Raw genomic sequence first — 22799 nt, 5'->3', positions numbered from 1 at the left:
GCGGCTCCTCGGATCAGTTCTTCTTGCGGAAGGAATCGAGCGAAACGACGGAGCCGCCTCCGTTCTTCGGCTCGGTGGGCTTGTCGTCCTTGGCCGAGGTCTCGGCATTTTCTTCCGGAACGGGGTAGGCGGTGATCTCCGCCGATTCCTGTTCTTCCTCCTCGCCGGCCGCCACGTCGAACTCCAGTTCGAAATTGACCGACGGGTCGTAGAAGCCGCGGATGGCGTTGAACGGGATGACCAGACGTTCCGGCGTGTCGGAGAAGGAGAGGCCGATCTCGAAGCCGACGTCCGTGACCTTCAGTTCCCAGAACTGGTGCTGGACGACGATCGTCATCTGTTCGGGATACTTGGCTTTCAGGTGCTGCGAGATGCGCACGCCCGGCGCGCCGGTGAGGAAGGTGATGAAGAAATGGTGTTCGCCCGGCAGGTGGCCGGTCGTCGCGACTTCGGTCAAAACCTTGCGGATGACGCTGCGGAGCGCGTCCTGTGCCAGAATGTCGTAGCGGATGTGGTCCTGGCCCATGAGTGTCCCGTCTTTCCTCGAACTCAATCTTACTTGTCGGCTGCCGGCACGACGTCTTGCCGTCGGCTTTTCATTGCCCGTCTGAAGCAGACGAGTCAATTATTCAAGCATCTATAGACCATTTCGAAGCGGGGGAGAAGGTGAAGGCTTCTGTTGCCAGGTGCCTTCGGACCCCGCCTTACGGTGCTACCCGGAAGGACTTGATTTGAAGTGTCGCACCGCGATTAAGCAGCGAGACGTGCTTCAGCATAGTTGTCGTTTGCAACTATAAGTTTAGCCCGATAACGGTGGTACAATGCCGAGCAAAAAGTCGATCTTTACGCCCTTGTCGATCCTATTTCGCCCCCATCAAAAGCCGATCGGTTGTGATCGGTTTTTGGTGGAGGCGCCGGGTACCGCCCCCGGGTCCAATGGGTTTATTTCATCGCCCGTTTATTGCCATAGCCGCCCGAAGACGGCAGGGTTCATATAGGTCTTTCCGGCCTCCAAGAAAAGGGGGATGTGTCGGATATATGACTTTCTCCCGGACTGGCTCGCGCCGAACTGCCTTGACTTGACCGGCATCCGTGAAAAACTCCCGCTGCTGCCACGCGGCCGGCATTCTCCGGCTGCAATTTCGAAAAGCAAAGCAAGCTGGAGGACTCATGACGGACTACCTCGCAGATGTGCAGAAATACGACAGCGGCGCCGACGAAGCGATCGTCAACAAGATCGTGCGTCACCTTGGCATTGCGCTTCGCAACCGGGATTCCTCGCTCGTTTCGGCCTCGGATCCGAAGGAGCTCGAGCGAGTCAGGGAGAAATGGTGCGAAAAGAAGCTCGGCATCAGCGGCGCCGACGCGGACAGTGCGATCGACGCCACCGTCAAGGCGATGTCGGCGGACCGGTCGAAATCGCGCGTCACCTTCTATTATCTGGTGGCCAAGAACCTCGGCAAGCTGCAGACCTTGTAGCGCCTCGCCGAATTATCCGGGATAATCGCCCCGTGGTCATTGGTTCGCCGCCGGCTTCGTCCTAAATTTAGGGAAAATACGAATCGGCGGCGCCAGACCATGCAGCAATATCTCGACCTTCTCGACCATGTGATGACCAACGGATCCGACCGGGGCGACCGGACGGGAACGGGCACGCGCTCGGTCTTCGGCCACCAGATGCGCTTCGACCTTTCCCAAGGCTTCCCGGTGTTGACGACCAAGAAGCTGCACCTGCGCTCGATCATCCATGAACTGCTGTGGTTCCTGAAGGGCGATACCAATATCCGCTACCTCAAGGAAAACGGCGTCACCATCTGGGACGAGTGGGCCGACGAGAACGGCGACCTCGGCCCGGTCTACGGCTACCAGTGGCGCTCCTGGCCGGCACCGGACGGACGCCACATCGACCAGATTGCCGGCCTTGTCGAAAGCCTGAAGACCAACCCGAATTCGCGCCGCCACATCGTCTCGGCATGGAACCCGGCACTGGTCGACGAGATGGCGCTGCCGCCCTGCCATTGTCTGTTCCAGTTCTACGTCTCCGATGGCAAGCTCTCCTGCCAGCTCTACCAGCGCTCGGCCGACATCTTCCTCGGTGTGCCCTTCAACATCGCCTCCTATGCGCTTTTGACGATGATGGTGGCGCAGGTGACGGGCCTGAAGCCGGGCGATTTCGTGCACACGCTCGGCGACGCACACATTTACCACAACCATTTCGAACAGGCCCGGCTGCAGCTCACCCGCACGCCGAAGGCGCTGCCGCGGATGGAAATCAATCCAGACGTGAAAGATCTCTTTTCCTTCCGTTTCGAAGACTTTACGCTCGTCGGCTACGAAGCCGATTCATCGATCAAGGCGCCGATCGCCGTCTGACATATCCTGATGCTGCGGGTGGCCGGTCCGCATTTCTGAATTCTTCTCGATGCCGATGCCGCGCCACCCTTCGGGCGGGGCAGGTGCTTCCGTCGCCCACAAGCGCAGGGGCCGGCAATCCAAAGCTGCGGGGCGGCCGGGGAGGGCTGTCGTCCAAGGGAGGTATCGATGCTCACACTCGTCCATGCGCCGCTGTCGCGATCCTCGCGCATCGTCTGGCTGCTTGAGGAGCTGGGCACGGAATACGAGATCCGCTACGTCTCGATCCGCCGCTGGGACGGATCCGGCGCGCCGGACGACAACAACCCGCATCCGCACAAGCAGGTGCCGGCGCTCATTCATAATGGCGCGGTGATCTGGGAGTCGGCCGCGGTCGTGCAATATCTCACCGACCTTCATCCCAACAGCAGCCTCGGCCGCCCGCCCGGGCACAAGGAGCGCGGCGCCTATCTCTCCTGGCTTGCCTATTATGCGGGCGTGATCGAACCGACGGCGCTCGCCCATATCTCGGGTGCGACCATCAACAATCCGGCGCAAGCGCGGCTCTATAGCGAAATGTGCGCCCATGTGATCGACGTGCTCACCCGCCAGACCTATCTGCTCGGCGAAACGATGAGTGCGGCCGACCTGCTTCTAGCAAGCGCGCTGCAGTGGATGCGCAAGTTACTGCCGGAAAGCACGGTCGTCGATCGCTACATCCGCGTCGTGACGGACCGGGCCGCCCATGACCGGGCCAGAGAAATCGACAGCAAACCGAACGGGTTCCATGACTGAAGCGAAGACCACTCATCCGAAGATATCGATCGTCGTCGCCGTTGCCGCCAACGGCGTCATCGGCCGCGATGGCGATCTGCCCTGGCGGCTTTCGACCGATCTCAAGCGTTTCAAGGCACTGACGATCGGCAAGCCCGTGATCATGGGGCGCAAGACCTGGGCGTCGCTCGGGCGCCCGCTTCCCGGCCGCGCCAACATCGTCATCACCCGCAACGCGGATTTTGTCGCGGAGGGTGCAAGCGTCGTGCCGTCGCTCGATGCGGCGATCGCGCTTGCGGGCCGAGAGGCGCAGGTTGCGGGCTTGGACGAGATCTGCGTGATCGGCGGTGGCGAGATCTACCGCCAGTCGATTGCACTGGCCGATATCCTGCACGTGACCGAAGTTCAGGCGACCGTGGATGGCGATACGCGCTTCCCGGATATCGATCCCGACGTGTTCGAGAAGGTGTTCGAAGAGGATCTGCCGCAGGGTGAGAAGGACAGCCACGCCATGCATTTCGTCACGTTTAAGCGGCGTGCGACAGCCTGACGCGGCGGATCGTCAACTATTTTGAACCATTTACGGTGAACTCGGGTCTATCGCGTTGAAAGCGGTGCGGGTGATACCTATAACGGTTTCACATCATGAACGACCGTGCGGTGGCGCGGCCGTTCATCGTGGGAAGTATTCAAAAGAGAGGTTTTGATGCCCTGGAGCAATCAGAATGGCGGCGGCGGTGGCCCATGGGGCGGCGGCGGCGGTGGCGGCAATCAGGGAGGTCCCTGGGGCCAGGGCCCAAACCGGCCGCGTGGCGGCAAGGGCGGCCCGCCGGATCTGGAAGAGATCATTCGCCGTGGCCAGGACCAGCTTAAGAACGTCGTTCCCGGCGGCTTCAATGGTGGCGTCTTCGCCATTATCGGCCTGCTGATCGTCGGTTTTGTCCTGATCAATTCGATCTACACGGTGCAGCCGGACGAGCGCGGCGTCGAGATGCGCTTCGGCAAGCCGAAGGACGAGATCTCGATGCCTGGCCTGCATTATCATTTCTGGCCATTCGAGACCGTCGAATTCGTCAAGATCACAGAGCAGCAGCAGAACATCGGCGGGCGCTCCAGCGGTCAGTCGAATTCCGGCCTGATGCTGACCGGCGACCAGAACATCGTCAACGTCCAGTTCTCGGTGCTCTATTCGGTCACCGATCCGAAGGCTTACCTCTTCAACGTCGAGAACCCATCCGACACGCTGCAGCAGGTGGCCGAAAGCGCGATGCGCGAAGTCGTCGGCCGCCGTCCGGCGCAGGACATCTTCCGTGACAACCGTCAGGCGATCGCCGCGGACGTGAAGAGCACGATCCAGGCAACGATGGACACCTACGGTACCGGCGTTTCCGTCAACACGGTCGCGATCGAGGACGCCGCACCGCCGCGCGAAGTGGCCGATGCGTTCGACGAAGTGCAGCGCGCCGAGCAGGACGAAGACCGCTTCGTCGAAGAAGCCAACCAGTATGCCAACCAGGTGCTCGGCAAGGCACGCGGTCAGGGTGCGCAGATCCGCGAAGAAGCGGCCGCCTACAAGGACCGTGTCGTCAAGGAAGCACAGGGTGAGGCTCAGCGCTTCATCTCCGTCTACGACGAGTACTCCAAGGCGCCTGACGTGACCCGCAAGCGTCTCTATCTCGAAACCATGCAGGGCGTTCTCGGCAAGTCGAAGAAGGTGATCATCGACGAGAAGAACGGGCAGGGCGTTCTGCCATATCTGCCGCTGAATGAAATCGGTCGTCCGACGACGTCGGGTGCCGCAGCAGTTTCGGGAGCAGGCCAGTGATCAACAATCGTACCTCCGTTATCCTGATCCTGCTCGCCGTCGTCTTCGTCGGCATCTATTCCTCGGTCTTCGTCGTCAACGAGCGCCAGCAGGCGATCGTCGTGCGCTTCGGTCAGATCAAGGACGTCAAGAGCCAGCCGGGCCTCTACTTCAAGCTGCCCTTCGCCTTCATGGATGCCGACCGCGTCCAGTACGTCGAAGACCAGGCACTGCGCTTCGACCTCGACAACATCCGCGTCCAGGTCTCGGGCGGCAAGTTCTATGAAGTCGACGCTTTCGTCGTCTACAAGATCTCCGATCCCCGTCGCTTCCGCGAAACGGTCTCGGGCGACCGCGATTCTGCGGAATCGCGCCTGCGCACCCGTCTCGACGCATCGCTGCGTCGCGTCTACGGTCTGCGTGGCTTCGAAGCTGCCCTTTCGGACGAGCGCGCATCGATGATGCGTGAAGTTCGCGCCGACCTCAAAGGCGATGCCGAGTCGCTCGGCCTCAACATCGAGGACGTCCGCATCCGTCGTACCGACCTGACGCAGGAAGTTTCGCAGCAGACCTACGACCGCATGAAGGCCGAACGTCTGGCGGAAGCCGAACTGATCCGCGCTCGTGGTAACGAAGAGGGCCAGCGCCGCCGCGCCATCGCCGACCGTCAGGTCGTCGAGATCGTCGCCGACGCCCAGCGCGATTCGGAAATCCTGCGCGGTGAGGGCGAAGCCGAACGGACGAAGACCTTTGCCGACGCCTTTGCGCGCGATCCGAAGTTCTTCGAATTCTACCGTTCGATGACGGCCTATACCCAGTCGATCGGTAGCCCCGACACGACGCTGGTGCTGTCGCCGCATTCCGAATTCTTCCGTTTCTTCAATGACTCGGAAGGCACCGCACCGGCTGCACCTGCGCAGCAGCCGGCCGGAAACTAGGCGGACCATGTCAGATTTTCTGACAGGATTTGCTTTCTTCCTGATCATCGAGGGGCTGGTGTACGCACTGGCCCCTTTGGTTTTGGTGGAAATGGCGAAGCGTTTGCCGTATGTCCCCGAACATCAGCTTCGACTGGCGGGGCTCGTTTGCGTGGCCGCCGGGGTCGGACTTGTATGGTTGCTTCGAGGATAATGCGAAATGCCACATAAACTGCTGATCCGGCTGGTCGATGCCGAATACGCCATCACCCGCCTCAATATCGGTTCCATCATGCCCGAATGGCTGCCGGGGCCAGGCTTCTGGACCGTGTCTAGCTCCCGCGAGGAGATGACGCTGGTCTGCCGGGCCGCCCGCGTGCCTTCCAGCGTCCAGAGTTCGCTCGGCTGGCGCTGCTTCCGTGTCGAGCAGCATTTTGCCTTTGACGTGCCCGGCGTGCTCGCCTCGGTGCTCCGGCCACTTTCGGATGCCGGTGTCGGTGTCTTTGCCAATTCGACCTTCAGCACCGACTACATCTTCGTTGCCGGCTCCGATCTCGACAAGGCGGTGCAGGCGCTGAAAGACCACGGCCACGAGCTCACCACCTGATCAGCCGCGCCCGGCCTCGACGTAACGGCTTGGCCGGGAACGCCAGTCCTTTCGCACCCTTCTGCGCAAGGATCAGGAAATCGTGTTTGGACCCTTCCGAATTCCGCCTTATCTTCAGAGGAAGGTCGGACGCCGCAGCCTTGTGGCTTGCGTTTGTCAAATCCGCCGCATAAGCCCGGCCGGCGGTTTCGGTCGAGGCGGAATTATGCGAAGAATCAAAGTGCTATGGTGTGCCGGTGTCGCCGCACACAGCCAGAGGAGCTGAAGCGAATTGTCCACGCGATCAAAATCCCGAGTACACTCGCTTGGCGCGTCCCTGGGCGTTCTGGCGCTCGCAGGCGCGCTCGCCTTTAGCAGCACCGCACTCGCCCAGAACACGGCGATCCGCCCGCCGAGCAATGGCCCGGCCTCCGTTGCCGATCTCGCTGCCGGACTGCTGGATGCCGTCGTCAACATCGCGACGTCGCAGAAGGTCAAGAACGACGACGATGCGCCGGCGCCGCAGGTGCCGGAGGGCTCGCCCTACCAGCGCTATTTCGACGAATTCTTTAAAGGTCAGGGCAATCAGGGCGGTAACCGCCAGCGCACGGTCGAATCGCTCGGCTCCGGCTTCGTCATCGATCCCTCCGGCTATATCGTCACCAACAACCACGTGATCGAGGGCGCCGACGATATCGAGATCAACTTCGCCAATGGCAGCAAGCTGAAGGCCAAGCTGGTCGGCAAGGACACTCAGACGGACCTCGCCGTCCTGAAAGTCGAACCGAAAGGGCCGCTGAAGGCCGTGCCTTTCGGGGATTCGCGCAAGATGCGCATCGGTGACTGGGTGATGGCGATCGGCAACCCGTTCGGCCTCGGCGGCTCCGTTTCCGTCGGCATCATCTCGGCGCGCGGCCGCAACATCAACGCCGGCCCCTATGACAATTTCATCCAGACGGACGCTGCGATCAACCGCGGCAATTCCGGCGGGCCGCTGTTCAACATGGCCGGCGAAGTGATCGGCATCAACACGGCGATCATCTCGCCGACGGGCGGTTCGATCGGCATCGGCTTCTCCGTGCCGACTGAACTTGCCGCCAATGTGGTGCTGCAGCTCAAGGACTTCGGCGAGACGCGGCGCGGCTGGCTCGGCGTGCGGGTCCAGCCGGTGAACGACGATATCGCCGAGAGCCTGAAGATGGACGCGCCGCGCGGCGCGCTCGTTTCCGGCATCATCGAGGGCGGGCCGATCACGCACGGCGAGATCAAGGCCGGCGACGTCATCGTCAAATTCGATGGCCATGATGTCGGCGAGGTGCGCGACCTGAAGCGAGTGGTCGCCGAAAGCCCCGTCGGCAAGGCGGTCGATGTGGTGGTGATCCGCGACGGCAAGGAACAGACAGTCAAGGTGACGCTCGGACGCCTCGAGGATGGCGCGCTTGCAAGTGCTGACGCAGCGACCGGCGACGAGGGGGCGAAGCCCGACAAGCCGGAGGCTGTACCGCTTCCAGCGACCGACGTCGTGCTCGGTATGAAGCTTGCGACGCTCAACGAAGAGGCGCGCAAGAAATACGGCATTGCCGAAGACATCGACGGCGTCGTGATCACCGAGGTGACACCGAATTCGGTCGCGGCAGAGCGGCGCGTGGAGCCGGGCGACGTCATCGTCGAGGTCGGTCAGGAGGCGATGGAGACACCCGCCGACGTGGTCGATCGGGTCGAGGAGCTGAAATCCAGCGGCCGTCGCCACGCGCAACTGTTGCTCTCCAACAAGACCGGCGAACTGCGCTTCGTCAGTGTCAGGGTGGAATAGGCGTGTCGCGCCTTCCTTGATCCTACGGCATCGGATCGATGCCGCAGCACTGCTTCCGTCTAGGCCGATTGTCTGAGTCTTTTCAGTGGTATCGCCTCTGGGGCTGAGAGCCTGAATCCACTTCCTCAGGTTTTGATTCACGGCTGCGGTCCGCTCGACGGGCCGCAGTGCGCTTGTAATGGGTGTCAGGCTCAGCTCCTCATTTCGCTGCCGGGACCTTCTCCCCGCTTGCGGGAAGAAGGGACGTTGCCGCACCCGCTCGAAGACCTGCGCCATCCCCTTGCAACACTCCCTGGGCGATCCCGTGACTTCTCAGATCGTGCTGCAACAGAGCGTTCGCGGTGGCGTACGTTCCCTCTCCCGTGGGCGGGGAGAGGGCTAGGCTGAGGGGGATATTCCCGAAGCGGTGAGGTGCTTTCCTTCAGCAGTCGTTGCTCGCTTGCGTGGGGTGCGGGGACGACTTGCGTGCCGGCTGGAAGGTCATCAGCCTGAGAGCTTCGAACAGAATTTCGATGATCATCTGCATTGCCGCACCTCCTTTCCTGCAAGCATTTCACTCCACTTGCCGGCATCCCTCAAACGAGTTTACAGTCGCCTTCAAATGACTTGAGGTTATGCATGAAGCGTGGACGACTGCCCTTGACGGCGTTGCGGAGTTTCGAGGCGGCCGGGCGGCTGGAGAGTTTCACGCTGGCCGCGGCCGAACTCTTCGTCTCTCAGGCGGCGATCAGCCGGCAGGTGCGCGAACTCGAAGAGTTGATCGGCCGGCCGCTGTTTGAACGGCACCACCGCAGTGTACGCCTGACGGCCGACGGCCGCACGCTGCTTGCCACGCTGACGTCGGCCTTTGACATGGTCAGCGAAGGCCTTGATGCGCTATCCGGGCGAGGGCTGGTGCAGACGCTGAGGGTGAGCGCAGAGCCATCCTTTGCCGGCTGCTGGCTCGTGCCGCATCTCCAGGAGTTCCAGCGGGAGCACCCGGACATCGACCTGGTGATCGATGCCGATCCGCGACTTGCCGAGTTTCGCAGCGGCGAGGCCGACATCGCCATCCGCCACAGCCTGGCCTCGGAACGCTGGCCGCGGGTCGAGGCGCGACCGCTGGCGCGCGTGCAGATGATCCCGGTGATCGCGCCGGCACTTGCCACGGCCGGCCGGCCGCTTGACCGGCCCGAGGACCTTTTGCAGCATGCGCTTCTGCACGAGGACAACCGTGCGCTCTGGGAGCAATGGTTCGCAGCCGCGGGCGTTGCTCCGGTCAAGCTGGAGCGAGGCGCCATCTTTGCCGATGGCGCGATGGTGCTGCAGGCGACCGTCAGGGGCAGCGGCGTCGGCCTGATCGACCGTGACCACGCGCTCGACGATCTTGCGGCCGGAAGGCTGATCCAGCCCTTCAACGTCACCGTTCCCTACGGCGCATTCTTTCTGGTGACGCGACGTTTCGAGGCGTTGTCGCAGGCGGCGCGGGCATTTGTCGACTGGGTCGAGCGAAGCTATCCGGGGGCGGGGCGGCAGCCACGGTAAACGCTGGCGTCTGCCACTGGCGTCTCTCCCTCAGAAATGGCCGGCAGGGCAGTGAGGGGCACGCTCGAAAGCGGCGGCTTACGTCCCAGCCTTTGAACGGTGCGCGCGCCATTCCTCGGCGCTGATGGCGTAGAGCACATGCCGGATCAGGGCCGGCTGGTCGGTTGGGACGCGGGGGTGATCGAAGTCGCGGCGTGGGTCGCGGTGCATGCCGATCCGTTGCATCACGGCGGTCGAGCGGGTGTTGGCGGGAACCGCGAAGGAGACGACCTCGCTCAAGCCCCTGTCCTCGAAGCCATAGCGCAGCAGCGCGCTGGCCGCTTCGGTGACGTAGCCCTTGCCCCAAAAGGGCGTTGCCAGCCGCCAGCCGATCTCGACCGTTCCCTTGGGCAGGTGCGGCTCCAGATCGGTGAGCGCGAGGCCGCAGAAGCCGATCGGTTGGTCGTCGGCCTTGAGCGCCACGGCGAAGAAGCCGAAGCCGGTTTCGGCGATGCCGCGGCCGACGCGCGCAAAGAGCGCATCTGCCTCTTCGCGGCTGCGGCGGAAGGGAAAGAACTCCATGACCTTGGGATCGCTGTTGATCGTGAAGAAGAGGGCGCGGTCGCTCTCCTTCCACGTCCGGATGCGAAGCCGCTCGGTCTCGGAAATGATCATCCGGCGAAATCCGTCTTGCGATAGCCCTGCAGGTAGAGAAGGGCGGTCAGGTCGCCGTGGTCGATGCGGACCTTCGCCTGCTCGGCGACCACGGGCTTGGCATGCAGCGCCACGCCGGTTCCGGCAAGCTGGATCATGCCGAGATCGTTGGCGCCGTCGCCAACGGCAAGCGCATCGCCTGTGGAGATGCCGAGGCGGTCTGCGATCTCGACCAGCGAGTCGACCTTGGCCTGCTTGCCGAGGATGGGATCGGCGACTTCGCCGGTGAGGATACCGTCTTCGGCGATCAGCGTATTAGCGCGGTTCTCGTCAAAGCCGAGCATCTCGGCGATCGGGCCAGTGAAAACGGTGAAGCCGCCGGAGACCAGCGCGGTGTAATGGCCCTTGCTCTTCATCGTCGCGATCAGTTGTTTTCCGCCCGGGGTCAGCGTGATGCGCTTGGCGATGACCTCGTCGACGACGCCGAGCGGCAGGCCCTTCAGCAGTGCGACGCGTTCGATCAGGGCCGGCTCGAAGGCGATCTCGCCGTTCATGGCGCGGGCGGTGATCGTTGCCACCTTGTCTTTCAGGCCGACTTCGGCGGCGAGTTCGTCGATGCATTCCTGGCCGATCATGGTCGAGTCCATGTCGGCGATGAGCAGCTTCTTGCGGCGGCTCTCGGCCTCCTGCACGGCGACATCGACCGGCGCATCGCCGATCACGCCGCGCAGCAGGGCTTCGGCCTCATCCGGATCGGTGCCGTCGGTCAGCGCGATATCGCAGGCGACGCCATCGGCGAGCCAATAGAGGCCGGATGCCTTGACGGCGTCAGCGGCGGCTTCCGCCAGTGCTGGCGTCAGAACAGGATTTGACGGATTGGCGATAAGCGTGGCAACGAGAGCCATGGACAACAACCTTGATACCGAGAGCGACGCGATCCTGATAACCGGGCCGACCGCCAGCGGCAAGTCTGCGCTTGCTGTCGAACTGGCGCGCCGGCACGCTGGCGTGGTCGTCAATGCCGACAGCATGCAGGTCTACGACACGCTGCGGCTTTTGACGGCGCGGCCGGACGAGGCCGACATGGGCGGCATCGAGCACTGTCTTTACGGCCATGTGCCGGCGGCGTCGGCCTATTCCACCGGCGCCTGGGCGCGCGAGGCGCAGGCCCTGGTCGCGCGGCTGAAGGGCGAGGGGCGCTTGCCGGTCTTCGTCGGCGGCACGGGGCTCTATTTCAAGGCGCTGACCGGCGGGCTTTCGGATATGCCGGAAATCCCGGCAGCAATCCGGGAAAGGCTTCGCGAACGGCTGAAGGCGGAAGGGCCGGAGACGCTTTATCGTGACCTCGAGGCCAAAGATCCGGAAACGGCGGTGACGCTGAAGCCCGGCGACGGCCAGCGGATCGTCCGCGCGCTCGAAGTGGTGGAGGCGACCGGCAAGCCGATCCGCTTTTTCCAGCAGCAGACCGGGCCTGTCATCGTCGACCCGGACCGGGCCAAGAAATATGTGGTGCTGCCGGAGCGAAAGCTCCTGCACGATCGCATCAACCGGCGCTTCCAGTTGATGCTTGCCGGCGGTGCAATCGACGAGGTCAAGGCGCTGCTTTCCCTGCAGCTGCCGCCGGAAATGCCTGTTATGAAGGCGATCGGCGTCAGCCAGATCGCAGCCCTTCTGAAGGGCGAACTCGACGAGGCCGAGGTGATCGAGTTGGGCGCTGCCGCCACGCGGCAATATGCCAAGCGGCAGATGACCTGGTTCCGCAACCAGCTCGACGACAGCTGGCAGCGGATCGCCAGCGCCGACGAGGTGCTTTGACGAGCGCTGCTGGTGCGGATCAGTCGGCGAGGTTCAGCTGCCAGGACACGCCGAAGCGGTCGTTGACCCAGCTGAAACGCTGGCTGAAGCCATAATTGCCGAGCGGCATCAACACCGCTCCGCCTTCGGCGAGCATGCCTGAAAGCGTGATGATCTCATCCTCGCTCTGGCATTCGACGAAGAAGGAAAAGGACGGGGTGAAATCGAAGGCGTGCCTGACCGGGCTGTCGATGCATTTGACCCGCTGTGCGCCGAGTCGGAAGAGCGCCACCTTGACGCTGCCTTCGGGACCTTGCTCGTCCGGGCCGTAGCGCTCGACCTCCAGCACTTCGGCATTGGGAAACAGCGAGACGTAGAAGGCCATGGCGGCGTCGGCGACGCCATCCTGGAACATCAGGAAAGGGGTGATGCTTGTGACCATGGCGCGCTCCCGTCCTCGTCGGCCGTTCGACAGCCTCTTGAGCGATACTACCCCAAGGTGTCGCCACGACAACGGGCGGCTTGCCCGATTGTTCCCACCTTGCTCCCGACCGTCGTCACGCCAGAAGCGGCCACAGTACCAGTCCGATCCCGATGATGCTGGTCGCAAACAGGGCCGAGCGCAACACGGGGATGCCGATCGCATAGGCGAGCCAGAAGGCGAGGCGCGCCGAAAGCCAGACGATCGCACCGAGTTCCGTCGTTGCGTCGTTTGCGCCGGTGATTTCGACCGCCAGCAGCGCGGACGCAGCGAAGGGAAAAGTCTCGAGAAAATTTGCCTGCGCGCGTTTCAGCCGGCCGACCAGGGGCGTTGGCGGCGGCATGGCCACCTCGCGCGACGAGAGCGACCAGGCGAGCCCATGCTGGCGGGTCTGGAGTTGCGCCGCGACGAAAAGCTGGACGATGCCGAAGACGCAGCCGAGCGCCAGAACGGTCATCTCCGTGCTCATGGTTGCGCTCCGAATGCCGTCTCGGACGGCGCCAGTGAGTTCGCCCGGTCGCGCTTTGCCATCGTGCCTTCCTCCCTGCAATGTTTCGCTGGAAGGACGCTAACTCTTTGGTATGATATCGTAAATACGGACAAATAGGATAGTACGGATGGCCGCCTGCATGACGGAACAAGCCGTGGAACCCGGACGTGGCGTAGGCCCGAAAGTGTCCAGCCTGACCGGGCTCGACATGAGCCATATCCGGCTCTGCCCCGCCATCGCCTTTACCCGGATCGTCGGCGGGCGCTACAAGCTGCACATCCTCTGCGTGCTCGAAGGCGGCACGCATCGCTATGGCGAGATTGGGCGTTCGCTGCTTCGGGGCGGGCTTGGAAAACCGATCACGCCGCGCGTTCTCAGCCGCGAATTGCGGGAGCTGGAGGAGCGCGGCCTGATCAGCCGTCGGGACTATCCGGTGGTGCCGCGCAAGGTGGAATACAGCCTGACCGACCAGGGCAGAGCGCTGATGCCGATCCTGGCCGAGATCGTCCGCTGGGGCGCGACCGGGGCGCACGAGGAAATCCTCGGGATCTGAGTTTCTCCTGTCTACCGGCTTCAATAAGGTTGCCGGTCTCCCGCCTTCACGAGCGAGAAGAAGAGGAAGCGCGGCTCGGTCGCCAGGCTCTTGTAGGCCGTCGGAAAGAGCGTGCGGGCGCGCGGATCGGGTTCAGGCTCGCTCACCGTCTCGATGGCAAACCCGGCCGCTTTGAACGCGTCGAACATGGCATGCAGCGGGCGATGCCAGAAGCGCATGTGGATGGTCCTGCCGCCGCGTTCCCAGGTGTCGTCGAAGCGATAGGTCTCGAAGTAGTTGTCGTGACCGGAGAGCGGGTGGTCCATGAACGGGTGATGGGTGGAAAGAACCAACCGGCCGCCCTTCGCCAGAACGCGGTTGAATTCCAGAAGCGGAAGCGACCAGTCCTCCAGATAGTGCATGACGAGCGATGCCACGACGAGATCGAAGGCGCCGTCGCCGAACGGCAGGGGTTCGCTCAGATCGGCCAGCAGCAATCGCGCATGGCCTTCGAGGCGACGCCGGGCGATTTCCAGCAGACCGGCGCTCCGGTCGATGCCCGTCACCGTGGCGCCGCGCGCGATCAGCGCTGCCGCATGCGCTCCGCCGCCGCAGCCGGCGTCGAGCACCCGAAGGCCGGCGACCTCGCCGGCGAGAGACAGGGTCGCCGGTCGCTCGTAATAGGCGTTCCAGGCATTGTTTTCATTGTCGGCATCATAGTCTGCCGCAAAGGCGTCGTAGTCGTTCTCAGACAAGATTGTTCCTCCGCGGTCCGCCGGAAGGCGCCATTCGGCTGTCGAAGCGATTGAAATGACTATCCTATCGGCCGGTGCCGCGATCGGGCAAGGCCGAATGTGCGGTGCCGCCTGGTCGGCCGGTGACGTGAACTATGGCTTGCGGATGATGCTGCCGAGCGGGCGCTTCAACAGGCTTTCGCGAAGCGAGCCTTGGCGCGGGCGCTCGCCGGACGCGGGGTCCGGGCGGCGTTGGTCGGTCGCGGGCGGCTCGTTCAGGAGCTGCTGGCGGATCTGGTTGAAGCGCTCCAGCTCCGGGTTGACGGGGGCAGGGGCGCGCGGAAGCATGTCCGGACGATAGGGCTCGATCTCGACCTGCGGCTCGCTGAGGCCCTGTTGCGGCTTGGTTTCTGCCGTGGCGCCGAGTTCCGCTTCCCAGCGCTGCTCTTCGCTGGCGGTCTGTGCAGCGATGTAGCTTTGCTGGAAGTTCGAAATATCCGGCCCGTTGATGGCGCGCATCCGGCTGACGATCGCGCGCAGGTCGACGGTCGGCGGATGGTCCTCGTCAATGCGGTCGATGATCCCGTGGGCGCGCGGCAGGCGCTCTTCGGCAATGCGGGAGAACCGCATGCGCATAGGCACGGCGACAGCCTCACCGAACGCGATCGCCTCGCCGTTGCCGATCGAGGAAATGAAGCTGGTGGTCGAGGTCGACGAGTTCGGAATGGCCGAGCGGATGATGTCCTGGTCGCGGTCGTTGGCAAGGCGCATGGCAAAGACCGTCGAGCACTGCGATAGGATCGTCGGATCGAGTTCGCCGGGGCGCTGGGTGATGATGCCGAGCGAGACGCCGTATTTGCGGCCTTCCTTGGCGATGCGGGCGATCGCCTGGCGGGTCGGCAGAAAGCCGAGCGACGGATCGGCCGGCACATAGCGGTGCGCTTCTTCGCAGACGACGAGCATGTGGATGCCGCCATTGCTCCAGAGACCGATTTCAAACGCCATGCGGCAAAGCACTGAGGCAACGGAGTTGACGACTTCCGAGGGGATGCCGGCCAGCTGGAAGGTGGCGATCGGCCGCCCGTCGCCGGGAATGCGGAACACCCGGGCGATCGTGTCCTGGATGGTGTCGGTGATCGTGTTCGAGGAGAACATGAAATGATAGCGCGGATCGTTGATCGCCGAGACGATCTTGACCTTGAGCGAGCGCAGATGCGGCTTGTCGTTGCGCCCTTCGAGCCGGCCGATGCGCTCGTCGATCAGCGCGAGCAGGTCGGCGATGCGGTAGGGCACCGGCGTGTCGGCGGTGATCGAGCTCTTTTCGGTCTGTCGGCGCACGATGCCGTCGCCGCCACCGCCACGGAAGGCCTTCTTCGCCTCGGGGATGATGTCGCGCAGCATGTCGAGTTCGTCCGGCGGCGCCGGACGGCCGCGGAAGATCACCTCGGCGAACTCCTCCAGCCGGAAGAACCAGAAGGGCAGGTCGAGCGTATCGGTGTCGATGACGACGGCAAGGTCGGGGAAGGCGGCGGCGAATTCGTTGTGCGGGTCGAGGATCAGCACGCGCAGCTTCGGATCGGCCGATATCGCCTTGTTGAGCAGCAGCGTGACGGCGGTCGACTTGCCGACGCCGGTCGTGCCGACGATGGCGAAATGTTTGGCGAGCATCGAGGGCACGTGGATCGTGGCGTCGAGGCTCTCGTCCTGGGTCAGCTTGCCGATGATGCAGCTGTCGTTGCGGCCGGAATCGTAGATGCGCGCAAGGTCGGCAGCGCGGATGCGGTGGGCGATGGCGCCGAGATAGGGGTATTGGCTGATGCCGGCGGAAAACTCTTCGCGACCGTCAGGCCCCCTGTGGACCTCGCCCATCAACTCGACTTCGATGCGGAAGGTGTTGTTGGCCTCTTCGCCCCATTCGCTGGAGGCTGTCTGCATCGAATAGACCAACGCCACCACGCGGTTCCTGCCGACGGAAATGGAGATCAGCCGGCCGACGGACCAGAGTTCGGTCAGCGACGTCTCGCCGCTCTCAGCGATGGCGGCGATCGTGGCGCGCGCGCCGTTGCAGGCAACCACCCGTCCGAGGAAACGGTTGCCAGGCTTCAGGCCGTCACGGCGATCCTGCTCTCCGGCACGGATCGAGGAATGAAGTTCATTGTTCAGCAACGCGAGAAACCCCGGCAATACGGCGCTTCATGTTAGCCAAGGGGATTTAATAAGTGGTTTCGCAGCGTTTGGTCCCGTGAAGAGGCGCTCACTGCGCTGGAGCGGATCTGAGCAATCCGGCCCGTACTTTCAACGCGCGGCTGCAGGACTTGACGAAAGTCAATGCGGGCTCATGCCGAACGCGGGATAATCGCAGTGCGTTCAAGCGACTCGTCTCGCGCACCCGGAGGGCGCTTTGGACTGCGGATGCTCAAGGGGCTAGGGGGAAACGGCCATGAGCGATGCGCTGGATCATTTTCGTCGAACACCCATTCTCTGGCTGATCGTCTTCGTGCCCATCGCCATCGTCGGCGAGCATATCTGGCCGAACGCCCATACGCTGCTCTTCCTATTGTCGGTGGCGGCGATCGTGCCGCTCGCCGCACTGTTGAGCCAGGCGACGGAGGCGGTCGCGTCCCGCACCGGCGACACGGTGGGCGCACTGCTCAACGCGACGCTCGGCAACCTGACGGAGCTTGTCATCGCGCTGATGGCGCTCGCCGCCGGCCAGTATCTGCTGGTCAAGGCCTCGATCGCCGGTGCGATCGTCACCAACACGCTGTTCATGCTCGGCGGTTCGTTTCTGCTCGGTGGGCTCAAGTTTCACCTGCAGGAGTTCAACCGGGTCAATGCGCGGTTTCTGTCGAGCCTCCTGTTCATGGCGACGATCGCCGTTCTCGTCCCGTCGTTGATCGGGGCTGCCGACGGCCAGCCGCAGGCAGCCTTCACCCAGCAACTGAGCGCCGGTCTCTCCGTCGTACTCATCATCGCCTATGGGCTGTGGATGCTGTTTTCGCTGAAGACCCACAGCGAGCTTTTCGCCTCGGCTGCATCCGAGCATGGCGGCGATGAACCGCATTGGCCGCTTTCGGTGGGCATCGTCGTCCTGCTGGTGGTGACGGTTCTTGTGGCGCTCGTCAGCGAAGTCTTCGTCAGCTCGGTGCAGGTGGCGGCCGAAGAACTGGGCATGACGCCGGCCTTTGTCGGCTTCGTCGTCGTCGCGCTGGTAGGTGCTGCCGCGGAGATGGCGACGGCTTTCTCCGCGGCGCGCAAGGACCGGCTCGACCTCAGCGTCGGCATTGCGCTCGGCAGCGCCGTGCAGATTGCGCTCTTCGTGGCGCCGCTGCTGGTGCTCCTGAGTTATGTGCTCGGGCCGCAACCGATGGACCTGCAGTTCTGGCCGGGGGCGATCGTGATGATGCTGGTCTCGACCATGGCCGCGACGCTGCTTTCCAACGGCGGGCGGTCTGCCTGGTACATGGGCGTGCTGGCGCTCACCGTCTATGTGATCTTTGGCATGACGCTGTTCCTGCTGCCGCCGCAGGTCCAGCCCTGAGGCGGGCTGAAATCAGCGCCCGCCGGCCGCAATCAGGCTGCGGGCGCAGTCGAGGATGGTGGCGCTCACCGGCCTCGGTGCAAAGCCAAGCACGCGCCGGGCCTTGTCGGAAGACAGCGCAAACTTGCGACCGAGCAGCGGCGCCAGCGGCTTCAACTCGGAGCTGAGCGGGGCCAGCAGCCGCACGAGCGCGGTCGGTAGGCGTCGCCTCGGCACCTTGCGGCCATCGGCGCCGAGGCCCGACCGCAGCGTGGCGGCGATATCCTCCATCCACTGGAAGTCGCCGGCAGCGAGGAAGCGTTCGCCTGCAGCCTCCGGCGCAGTCATGGCGGTGACGTGCAGATCGGCGAGATCGCGCACGTCCACCACCCAGAAGCCGAGGCGCGGCAGGAACCGCGGCCGGCCGACGACGAGGTCGCCGATGATCTTCACCGAGCCGAGATTTTCACTCGAAAGCACCGGGCCGAAGACGGCGCCGGGCAGCACCGTGGCGAATTCCGTTGCCTTGCCGGCCATGAACTTCCAGGCGGCGCGCTCGGCTAGGATCTTGGAGACGCGGTAGTTGTCGAATTGCGGGTCGTCGGGGTCGGCCCAGCGCGTCTCGTCGCTGGTTAGGCCTGAGTCCAGCGGCGGCCGGGTGGTGGCGGCCGCCGAAGTCATCACCACGCGCCGGATGCCGGCATCGACGGCGGCGGAAAGCACCCGTAGCGTGCCTTCGCGCGCCGGCGTAACATAGGCGTCGCGACCGCCGCTGGAAACGCCGCCGAGCGGCGAGGCGACGTGCAGCACATAGGTGCAGCCCACCATAGCCTCGGCCCAGCCGTCATCGCTGGTCAGATCGGCTTTCGCGAAGGACAGCCGGTCGGTGGCGTCGCTGACGGTGGCGACGGAGCGCCTGATGGCCTCGGCCTTTGCCATATCGCGCAAGGTCGCGCGAACGTGGTAGCCGCGCTCGAGCAGGGAGACGATGCACCAGCGGGCCACGAAGCCGGTGCCGCCGGTGACAAGAACATATTCATTCATCGGTTTTCATCTTCTTTCGTTGCGTCAGTCGCAGGTCCTGCGCATGGCCGCGAAGGGCTGGCGCCGGCTGATCCGGTAGACGGAGGCGGGCGGGAAGTTTCTGATGGTGCCGCCGACGTGCCGGGCGCGAAGGCCGAGCCGGTCGAGCAGCGGCCGCGGGATCGGGCAGCGCGGACCGTAGGTGAACTGGTAGAGATGGCCCCCCGGCCGCATGTGCAGGAAGATACCGGAGAGGATTGCGATAACCTTGCGTGTGGGCATGGAAAGCAGCGGCAGGCCGCTGACGGCAGCGCCGATGCCGGCCGAAATCTCGGGCCGGCCTTCGGCGAGCCGCGCCGCATCGATCGCAAGAATGGTGGAGGCCGGGAAACGGTTCTTGAGCACGGCGGCGAAGTCCGGGCCGCTTTCGACGAGGACGAGGTCCTGCTCGCGTACGCCGCGCGCGATCAGGGCGCGGGTAAAGACGCCGGTGCCAGGGCCAAGTTCGAGCACCGGGCCATGGCGAGGGTCGATCTCGCGCGTGATCAGCCGGGCAAGCGACCGGGAAGAGGGCGTGACGGAGGCGACACGCAGGGGATCTGACAGCCAGGAGCGGAAGAAATTGAGACTGTCGCTGTAGGCGCAAATGCTTGTCACGTGGGGCTCCGTGGATGAAATGAAGGCTCTGCGGCGCGGTGCGTTGCGGCAGCATGTCTACATCCGTATACTTCCGATTCATGCGAATGTCTACACATGTATACTAAGGGGAAGCGATGTCTGCCGAAAATCCGTCCGCCGAAAAGCCGTCTGCGGAAAAGGACGGGCGCCGCCGCGACGCGGCCGCCACGCGCGCCGCCATTCTGGATTCCGCACGGGCCGCCTTCATCGCGTCGGGCTATGAGGGCGCCGGCGTGCGCGAAATCGCCGAAGGGGCCGGGGTGACGGCGATGCTGATCAACCGCTATTTCGGGTCGAAGGAGGGGCTCTTTGCCGAAGTGCTTTCGACCGCCAACAGGCGGCCGATCATCGCGACGCCAGAGACGCTTTCGGCACCGGATCGGGCGGCGCGCATCAGCAAGGCGCTGCTCAAGGTGACGGAACCGGAGGCGACCGCGCTCGACGGCTTCTTGATCATGCTGCGCTCGATCTCCAACGAGCGGGCGGTGGAGATCGCGCGTGCGGTGGTGGAAAGCCATCACCAGAAGAACGTGACCGAAGCCCTTTCAGGCCCCGACGCGGCCGAGCGTGCGGCGTTGTTGATGTCGCTCGTCGCCGGCGTCCAGATCATGCGCCAGGTGGTGGGGCTCGACGCGCTGAGCAAGGACCGCGACGCCGCGCTCGAGCGCGTGCTTGGCGATCTGGTCGCGCGACTTGTCGACGAATAGGGGTCGCCTCCGCGCTCCCTAGGGGATCGCAGGCGTGCGCGAGGCAGCCTTTGGGCGGACTATTTCGGAGCGTTCATATCGAACACGACCCAGCGAAAGAACAGGTAGATCGCGCCGAAACTGAGGAGGAGGGGAGTGAGAAAGGAAAGGTCAAGCATCTCATTGCCTTTGTTTTTAAGCTGCATCATGCAGCCAAGCTAATTTGCCACGGCAAGTGTTAATGCCGGGTGCATGCGCACGCGGCCGACCTCTAATATTGCTCTGGTATTCGGCGCTTGACCTCAACCATGCTTGAGCACCTACAAACCTCTCCATCGGCGTTCGCCCGAACGCCATCCCCGGCCTGAATCCGGCCCCGGGGAGCCAACGATGCGCGACAGGGAGGACGCATGACCGAGCAACTGCTTTTCCGAAACCTGATGAGGATTACGCCCGGCCATCTCGAGCCGTTCTGCGAGGCTGTGCGCAGCGCGATCGCCTTCGTCGAAGCGCATGCGCCGCAGCTGATGGTGCAGACCTTCATCGACGAGAAAGGGATGCAGGCGGTGAGCATCCAGCTCTACCGGAATTCCGAGGACGTGCTCCGGCACTGGCAGATGTCGGATGCGCACATCAACGACGTCTCCGCCCATTGCACGGTGGAGCGGCTCGAGGTCTATGGCAATCCGAGCGAAGAGGTGGCTGCGGGGCTCGCGCCGTTCATCAGCGATGGGCGCGGCTCCATCATGCCGCCGCTTGTCGGGTTCTCGCGGTTCTAGCGACAGGGGCCACGACGCGCCGAGAGCCGGCGCGTCGTGCGCAGATCAGCCTGACGGCGCCGTTGCGGTTCGCTGCCGCGAGGCCCGCCACAGAACCAGTAGCGCGACCGCAAGCAGCAGCGCCTCTGCGGTCGGGGTCGCGAACCAGATGCCGGGTTCGCCGAAGGTCGACGCGTAGAGTGCGACCAGCGGCATGGTGAAGAGATAGGGCTTGGCAAGCCCCAGGATCGCCGCCCGGCCGGCATCGCCGATTGCCTGGAAGTAGCTGCCAAGCATGATCAGCGGGCCGGAGAAGACATACATCGCGACCATCACCGGCATGATCCGCGCGACGTCGGCGATGACCGCATCGTTGTCGACGAAGGCCGCGCCGATCGGCCGGGCAAAGCCGACAAGCAGCACTTCTATGGCGAGGCAGTAGGCCAGCGCCACAAGCATGCCAATCCGCAGCATCCTTTCTGCCCGGCCCGCTAGGCCCGCGCCGACATTGTTGCCGACGATCGCCTGCATCGCCTGGCTCAAACCGAGCAACGGTAACAGGGCGAAGGTCATGATGCGGGTGACGATACCGTAGGCGGCGACCGTGGTGTCGTAGGTATCGGCCGCCGTCTTCTGCAACGCCGCCATGATCGTCACCGACACCAGCGCCATGCCGATGAAGCCGAGGCTCTGGGGACTGCCCAGCGCAATCATCCGGCTCCATCCCGTCAGCGGATTATGTCGGAGGAGGGCGGAGAGCCGCAACTCCGTGCGTCCGGACAGCCGGAAGAGGGCAATCAGCGCAAGCGCCAGGACCTGCGCCAGTACCGTGGCGGTGGCGGAGCCTGTTACGCCCATGTCCATGAGCGCGATCAGCACATAGTTGAGGACGAGGTTCGCGATCGAGACCAGAAGGCTGAGGCCGGCCATCAGCCCGGCACGCCCCTCGCAGCGAAGTGCATCCGACTGCACCGCCAGCAGGAACTGGACGGGCGCGCAGAAGATGATGATCGCAATATAGTGCTCGGCCATGCCGGCGAGCGATCCCGGGCCATTGGCAAGCGTCAGCACCAGGCGGTCGCCAAAGGCGATGAACAGCACGATCAATGCTGCCGCGATCGTCAGCGCCAGCATATGGGCGCCGGCGAAGATGCCGCGGGCCTCGGTAAAGCGGCCGGCGCCGAGGTGGCGGGCAAGCAGGCTCGCCATGCCGCTGACGACGAGGGTGGCCAGCGCTACCGTGAGAATGAAGATCGGAAACACCGTGGTTACGGCGCCGACGGCTTCGGCGCCCACATAGATGCCGAGCATGACGGCATCGACCACCGTCAGCAGCCCGTTCATGCTCATGACGAAGATGATCGGCAGCGCCGTCTTCAGGAAGATCGCACCGAGGGGTGCTGTCAGAAAGGCATTCGGCTTGGAGGTGTCCTTGGACATCCCGCGCTCCTGTTCTCGCATTTCGATTGGGAAGAGGAGGGGCTCGCATTGCCTGCCACACGAAATGCGTTCGGGGCGAGAGGATATCGTCAGAAGTCAGATTTCACCGAGACCGGAAGCCTGCGAGCGGCGGGGATCTGAAGCCCGGAAAGGGAGGTAGCGCCAAGCCGCACCGCCGTCAAGTCGGCGCCTGATGGTCTTCGGCCGTCCGCAGTCGCGCGGCTTTCTCGGGGCGGCCACGCGGTCACGCCCGTCGGCGC

At 63.9% G+C, this 22799-nt stretch carries 25 protein-coding genes and 1 other RNA gene; 15 read left to right on the top strand and 11 right to left on the bottom strand.

The features are described 5' to 3' along the window. Positions 1–13: 13 nt before the first annotated feature. Together ACIQUG_RS07040 and ssrA are read right to left on the bottom strand one after the other, a co-directional pair. Positions 14–526: an SspB family protein gene (locus tag ACIQUG_RS07040; protein WP_043621479.1), complete on the bottom strand. Its 513-nt coding sequence runs from the start codon at positions 524–526 to the stop codon at positions 14–16. A 139-nt stretch (positions 527–665) separates the two neighbouring features. After that, positions 666–1024, bottom strand: a transfer-messenger RNA (tmRNA) gene (ssrA, locus tag ACIQUG_RS07035). A gap of 146 nt (positions 1025–1170) precedes the next feature. On the opposite strand from ssrA, the gene ACIQUG_RS07030 reads away from it, so the two are divergent. The 10 genes from ACIQUG_RS07030 (at position 1171) to ACIQUG_RS06985 (ending at position 9770) form a co-directional block, all read left to right on the top strand. Continuing rightward, positions 1171–1479: a DUF2853 family protein gene (locus ACIQUG_RS07030; RefSeq protein ID WP_043621481.1), complete on the top strand. Its 309-nt coding sequence runs from the start codon at positions 1171–1173 to the stop codon at positions 1477–1479. A 99-nt stretch (positions 1480–1578) separates the two neighbouring features. Then, positions 1579–2373: a thymidylate synthase gene (locus ACIQUG_RS07025; RefSeq protein ID WP_402319006.1), complete on the top strand. Its 795-nt coding sequence runs from the start codon at positions 1579–1581 to the stop codon at positions 2371–2373. 168 nt (positions 2374–2541) lie between these two features. Then, positions 2542–3147 carry a glutathione S-transferase family protein gene (locus tag ACIQUG_RS07020; protein ID WP_402319003.1) on the top strand — a complete coding sequence of 202 codons (606 nt, stop codon included), beginning with the start codon at positions 2542–2544 and terminating at the stop codon, positions 3145–3147. Further along, positions 3140–3676 (top strand): dihydrofolate reductase, encoded by a 537-nt coding sequence (locus ACIQUG_RS07015; protein WP_402319001.1) that lies wholly within the window; start codon positions 3140–3142, stop codon positions 3674–3676. Before ACIQUG_RS07020 ends, ACIQUG_RS07015 begins: the two co-directional genes overlap by 8 nt. Positions 3677–3832: 156 nt before the next feature. Continuing rightward, positions 3833–4951, top strand: a complete 1119-nt coding sequence (gene hflK, locus ACIQUG_RS07010; RefSeq protein WP_034792611.1) for an FtsH protease activity modulator HflK — start codon at positions 3833–3835, stop codon at positions 4949–4951. After that, the gene (gene hflC / locus ACIQUG_RS07005; RefSeq protein ID WP_043621493.1) at positions 4948–5868 is read left to right on the top strand and encodes a protease modulator HflC; all 921 of its coding nucleotides are present in this window, start codon (positions 4948–4950) and stop codon (positions 5866–5868) included. The genes hflK and hflC overlap by 4 nt, the downstream gene beginning before the upstream one ends. A gap of 7 nt (positions 5869–5875) precedes the next feature. Next, a complete protein-coding gene (locus ACIQUG_RS07000; RefSeq protein WP_034792618.1) occupies positions 5876–6061 on the top strand; it encodes a DUF2065 domain-containing protein in 186 nt (61 codons plus the stop codon). A 6-nt stretch (positions 6062–6067) separates the two neighbouring features. After that, on the top strand, positions 6068–6454 hold the full coding sequence (locus ACIQUG_RS06995; protein WP_043621496.1) for an ACT domain-containing protein: 387 nt from the start codon (positions 6068–6070) through the stop codon (positions 6452–6454). Positions 6455–6725: 271 nt separating this feature from the next. Then, complete coding sequence (locus tag ACIQUG_RS06990; protein ID WP_402318995.1) at positions 6726–8246, top strand: DegQ family serine endoprotease; 1521 nt, start codon at positions 6726–6728, stop codon at positions 8244–8246. A 618-nt stretch (positions 8247–8864) separates the two neighbouring features. Then, entirely contained in the window at positions 8865–9770 is a 906-nt protein-coding gene (locus ACIQUG_RS06985) for a LysR substrate-binding domain-containing protein (protein ID WP_402318992.1), read from the top strand. 78 nt (positions 9771–9848) lie between these two features. Here the strand turns inward: ACIQUG_RS06985 and ACIQUG_RS06980 are convergent, their stop codons facing one another. Continuing rightward, positions 9849–10424, bottom strand: coding sequence for a GNAT family N-acetyltransferase (locus tag ACIQUG_RS06980; RefSeq protein ID WP_402318990.1), 576 nt, complete (start codon positions 10422–10424; stop codon positions 9849–9851). Beyond that, positions 10421–11308 (bottom strand): phosphoserine phosphatase SerB, encoded by an 888-nt coding sequence (gene serB, locus ACIQUG_RS06975; protein WP_402318987.1) that lies wholly within the window; start codon positions 11306–11308, stop codon positions 10421–10423. The genes ACIQUG_RS06980 and serB overlap by 4 nt, the downstream gene beginning before the upstream one ends. Between serB and miaA the strand changes: the two genes are divergently transcribed. After that, positions 11307–12218, top strand: a complete 912-nt coding sequence (miaA, locus tag ACIQUG_RS06970) for a tRNA (adenosine(37)-N6)-dimethylallyltransferase MiaA (protein WP_402318984.1) — start codon at positions 11307–11309, stop codon at positions 12216–12218. The two genes, serB and miaA, sit on opposite strands and share 2 nt — an antisense overlap. A gap of 19 nt (positions 12219–12237) precedes the next feature. Here miaA and ACIQUG_RS06965 read toward each other — a convergent pair whose 3' ends face one another. Then, the gene (locus ACIQUG_RS06965) at positions 12238–12639 is read right to left on the bottom strand and encodes a VOC family protein (RefSeq protein WP_402318981.1); all 402 of its coding nucleotides are present in this window, start codon (positions 12637–12639) and stop codon (positions 12238–12240) included. 115 nt (positions 12640–12754) lie between these two features. Further along, on the bottom strand, positions 12755–13147 hold the full coding sequence (locus tag ACIQUG_RS06960) for an MAPEG family protein (protein WP_402318978.1): 393 nt from the start codon (positions 13145–13147) through the stop codon (positions 12755–12757). Between the two features lie 160 nt (positions 13148–13307). Between ACIQUG_RS06960 and ACIQUG_RS06955 the strand changes: the two genes are divergently transcribed. Then, positions 13308–13721: a helix-turn-helix domain-containing protein gene (locus ACIQUG_RS06955; RefSeq protein ID WP_245281695.1), complete on the top strand. Its 414-nt coding sequence runs from the start codon at positions 13308–13310 to the stop codon at positions 13719–13721. 20 nt (positions 13722–13741) lie between these two features. Here the strand turns inward: ACIQUG_RS06955 and ACIQUG_RS06950 are convergent, their stop codons facing one another. Next, complete coding sequence (locus tag ACIQUG_RS06950; protein WP_402318974.1) at positions 13742–14455, bottom strand: class I SAM-dependent methyltransferase; 714 nt, start codon at positions 14453–14455, stop codon at positions 13742–13744. 132 nt (positions 14456–14587) lie between these two features. Next, positions 14588–16600: an ATP-binding protein gene (locus tag ACIQUG_RS06945; RefSeq protein WP_402318971.1), complete on the bottom strand. Its 2013-nt coding sequence runs from the start codon at positions 16598–16600 to the stop codon at positions 14588–14590. Positions 16601–16874: 274 nt separating this feature from the next. Here ACIQUG_RS06945 and cax point away from each other — a divergent pair, with 274 nt between their 5' ends. After that, positions 16875–17975, top strand: a complete 1101-nt coding sequence (gene cax, locus ACIQUG_RS06940; RefSeq protein WP_402318968.1) for a calcium/proton exchanger — start codon at positions 16875–16877, stop codon at positions 17973–17975. A 12-nt stretch (positions 17976–17987) separates the two neighbouring features. On the opposite strand, the gene ACIQUG_RS06935 is transcribed toward cax, so the two are convergent. Both ACIQUG_RS06935 and ACIQUG_RS06930 read right to left on the bottom strand, forming a co-directional pair. After that, entirely contained in the window at positions 17988–18998 is a 1011-nt protein-coding gene (locus ACIQUG_RS06935) for an NAD-dependent epimerase/dehydratase family protein (RefSeq protein ID WP_402318965.1), read from the bottom strand. A 24-nt stretch (positions 18999–19022) separates the two neighbouring features. Then, positions 19023–19634: a class I SAM-dependent methyltransferase gene (locus ACIQUG_RS06930; RefSeq protein WP_402318962.1), complete on the bottom strand. Its 612-nt coding sequence runs from the start codon at positions 19632–19634 to the stop codon at positions 19023–19025. 116 nt (positions 19635–19750) lie between these two features. Here ACIQUG_RS06930 and ACIQUG_RS06925 point away from each other — a divergent pair, with 116 nt between their 5' ends. Continuing rightward, positions 19751–20362, top strand: coding sequence for a TetR/AcrR family transcriptional regulator (locus ACIQUG_RS06925; protein WP_402318959.1), 612 nt, complete (start codon positions 19751–19753; stop codon positions 20360–20362). 389 nt (positions 20363–20751) lie between these two features. Next, complete coding sequence (locus tag ACIQUG_RS06920; RefSeq protein ID WP_402318956.1) at positions 20752–21120, top strand: hypothetical protein; 369 nt, start codon at positions 20752–20754, stop codon at positions 21118–21120. A gap of 45 nt (positions 21121–21165) precedes the next feature. Here the strand turns inward: ACIQUG_RS06920 and ACIQUG_RS06915 are convergent, their stop codons facing one another. Further along, positions 21166–22539, bottom strand: a complete 1374-nt coding sequence (locus tag ACIQUG_RS06915) for an MATE family efflux transporter (protein WP_402318953.1) — start codon at positions 22537–22539, stop codon at positions 21166–21168. Between the last annotated feature and the right edge of the window lie 260 nt (positions 22540–22799).

This window comes from Ensifer sp. NPDC090286 (assembly GCF_044769565.1).
Classification (GTDB): Bacteria; Pseudomonadota; Alphaproteobacteria; order Rhizobiales; family Rhizobiaceae; genus Ensifer.
Note: the sequence above shows the minus strand (reverse complement) of the source record. Positions and strands in the feature narration are given on the sequence as shown.

Excerpts from the sequence above, each read along its gene's own strand:
- ACIQUG_RS06965 (WP_402318981.1), bottom strand. The coding sequence starts at position 12,639 with ATGGTCACAAGCATCACCCCTTTCCTGATGTTCCAGGATGGCGTCGCC.
- serB (WP_402318987.1), bottom strand. The coding sequence starts at position 11,308 with ATGGCTCTCGTTGCCACGCTTATCGCCAATCCGTCAAATCCTGTTCTG.
- ACIQUG_RS06960 (WP_402318978.1), bottom strand. The coding sequence starts at position 13,147 with ATGAGCACGGAGATGACCGTTCTGGCGCTCGGCTGCGTCTTCGGCATC.
- ACIQUG_RS07040 (WP_043621479.1), bottom strand. The coding sequence starts at position 526 with ATGGGCCAGGACCACATCCGCTACGACATTCTGGCACAGGACGCGCTC.
- miaA (WP_402318984.1), top strand. The coding sequence starts at position 11,307 with ATGGACAACAACCTTGATACCGAGAGCGACGCGATCCTGATAACCGGG.
- ACIQUG_RS06985 (WP_402318992.1), top strand. The coding sequence starts at position 8,865 with ATGAAGCGTGGACGACTGCCCTTGACGGCGTTGCGGAGTTTCGAGGCG.
- ACIQUG_RS06935 (WP_402318965.1), bottom strand. The coding sequence starts at position 18,998 with ATGAATGAATATGTTCTTGTCACCGGCGGCACCGGCTTCGTGGCCCGC.
- ACIQUG_RS06995 (WP_043621496.1), top strand. The coding sequence starts at position 6,068 with ATGCCACATAAACTGCTGATCCGGCTGGTCGATGCCGAATACGCCATC.
- ACIQUG_RS07025 (WP_402319006.1), top strand. The coding sequence starts at position 1,579 with ATGCAGCAATATCTCGACCTTCTCGACCATGTGATGACCAACGGATCC.
- hflK (WP_034792611.1), top strand. The coding sequence starts at position 3,833 with ATGCCCTGGAGCAATCAGAATGGCGGCGGCGGTGGCCCATGGGGCGGC.
- ACIQUG_RS07020 (WP_402319003.1), top strand. The coding sequence starts at position 2,542 with ATGCTCACACTCGTCCATGCGCCGCTGTCGCGATCCTCGCGCATCGTC.
- ACIQUG_RS06955 (WP_245281695.1), top strand. The coding sequence starts at position 13,308 with ATGACGGAACAAGCCGTGGAACCCGGACGTGGCGTAGGCCCGAAAGTG.
- ACIQUG_RS07030 (WP_043621481.1), top strand. The coding sequence starts at position 1,171 with ATGACGGACTACCTCGCAGATGTGCAGAAATACGACAGCGGCGCCGAC.
- ACIQUG_RS06980 (WP_402318990.1), bottom strand. The coding sequence starts at position 10,424 with ATGATCATTTCCGAGACCGAGCGGCTTCGCATCCGGACGTGGAAGGAG.
- ACIQUG_RS07015 (WP_402319001.1), top strand. The coding sequence starts at position 3,140 with ATGACTGAAGCGAAGACCACTCATCCGAAGATATCGATCGTCGTCGCC.
- cax (WP_402318968.1), top strand. The coding sequence starts at position 16,875 with ATGAGCGATGCGCTGGATCATTTTCGTCGAACACCCATTCTCTGGCTG.
- ACIQUG_RS06915 (WP_402318953.1), bottom strand. The coding sequence starts at position 22,539 with ATGTCCAAGGACACCTCCAAGCCGAATGCCTTTCTGACAGCACCCCTC.
- ACIQUG_RS07000 (WP_034792618.1), top strand. The coding sequence starts at position 5,876 with ATGTCAGATTTTCTGACAGGATTTGCTTTCTTCCTGATCATCGAGGGG.
- ACIQUG_RS06925 (WP_402318959.1), top strand. The coding sequence starts at position 19,751 with ATGTCTGCCGAAAATCCGTCCGCCGAAAAGCCGTCTGCGGAAAAGGAC.
- ACIQUG_RS06920 (WP_402318956.1), top strand. The coding sequence starts at position 20,752 with ATGACCGAGCAACTGCTTTTCCGAAACCTGATGAGGATTACGCCCGGC.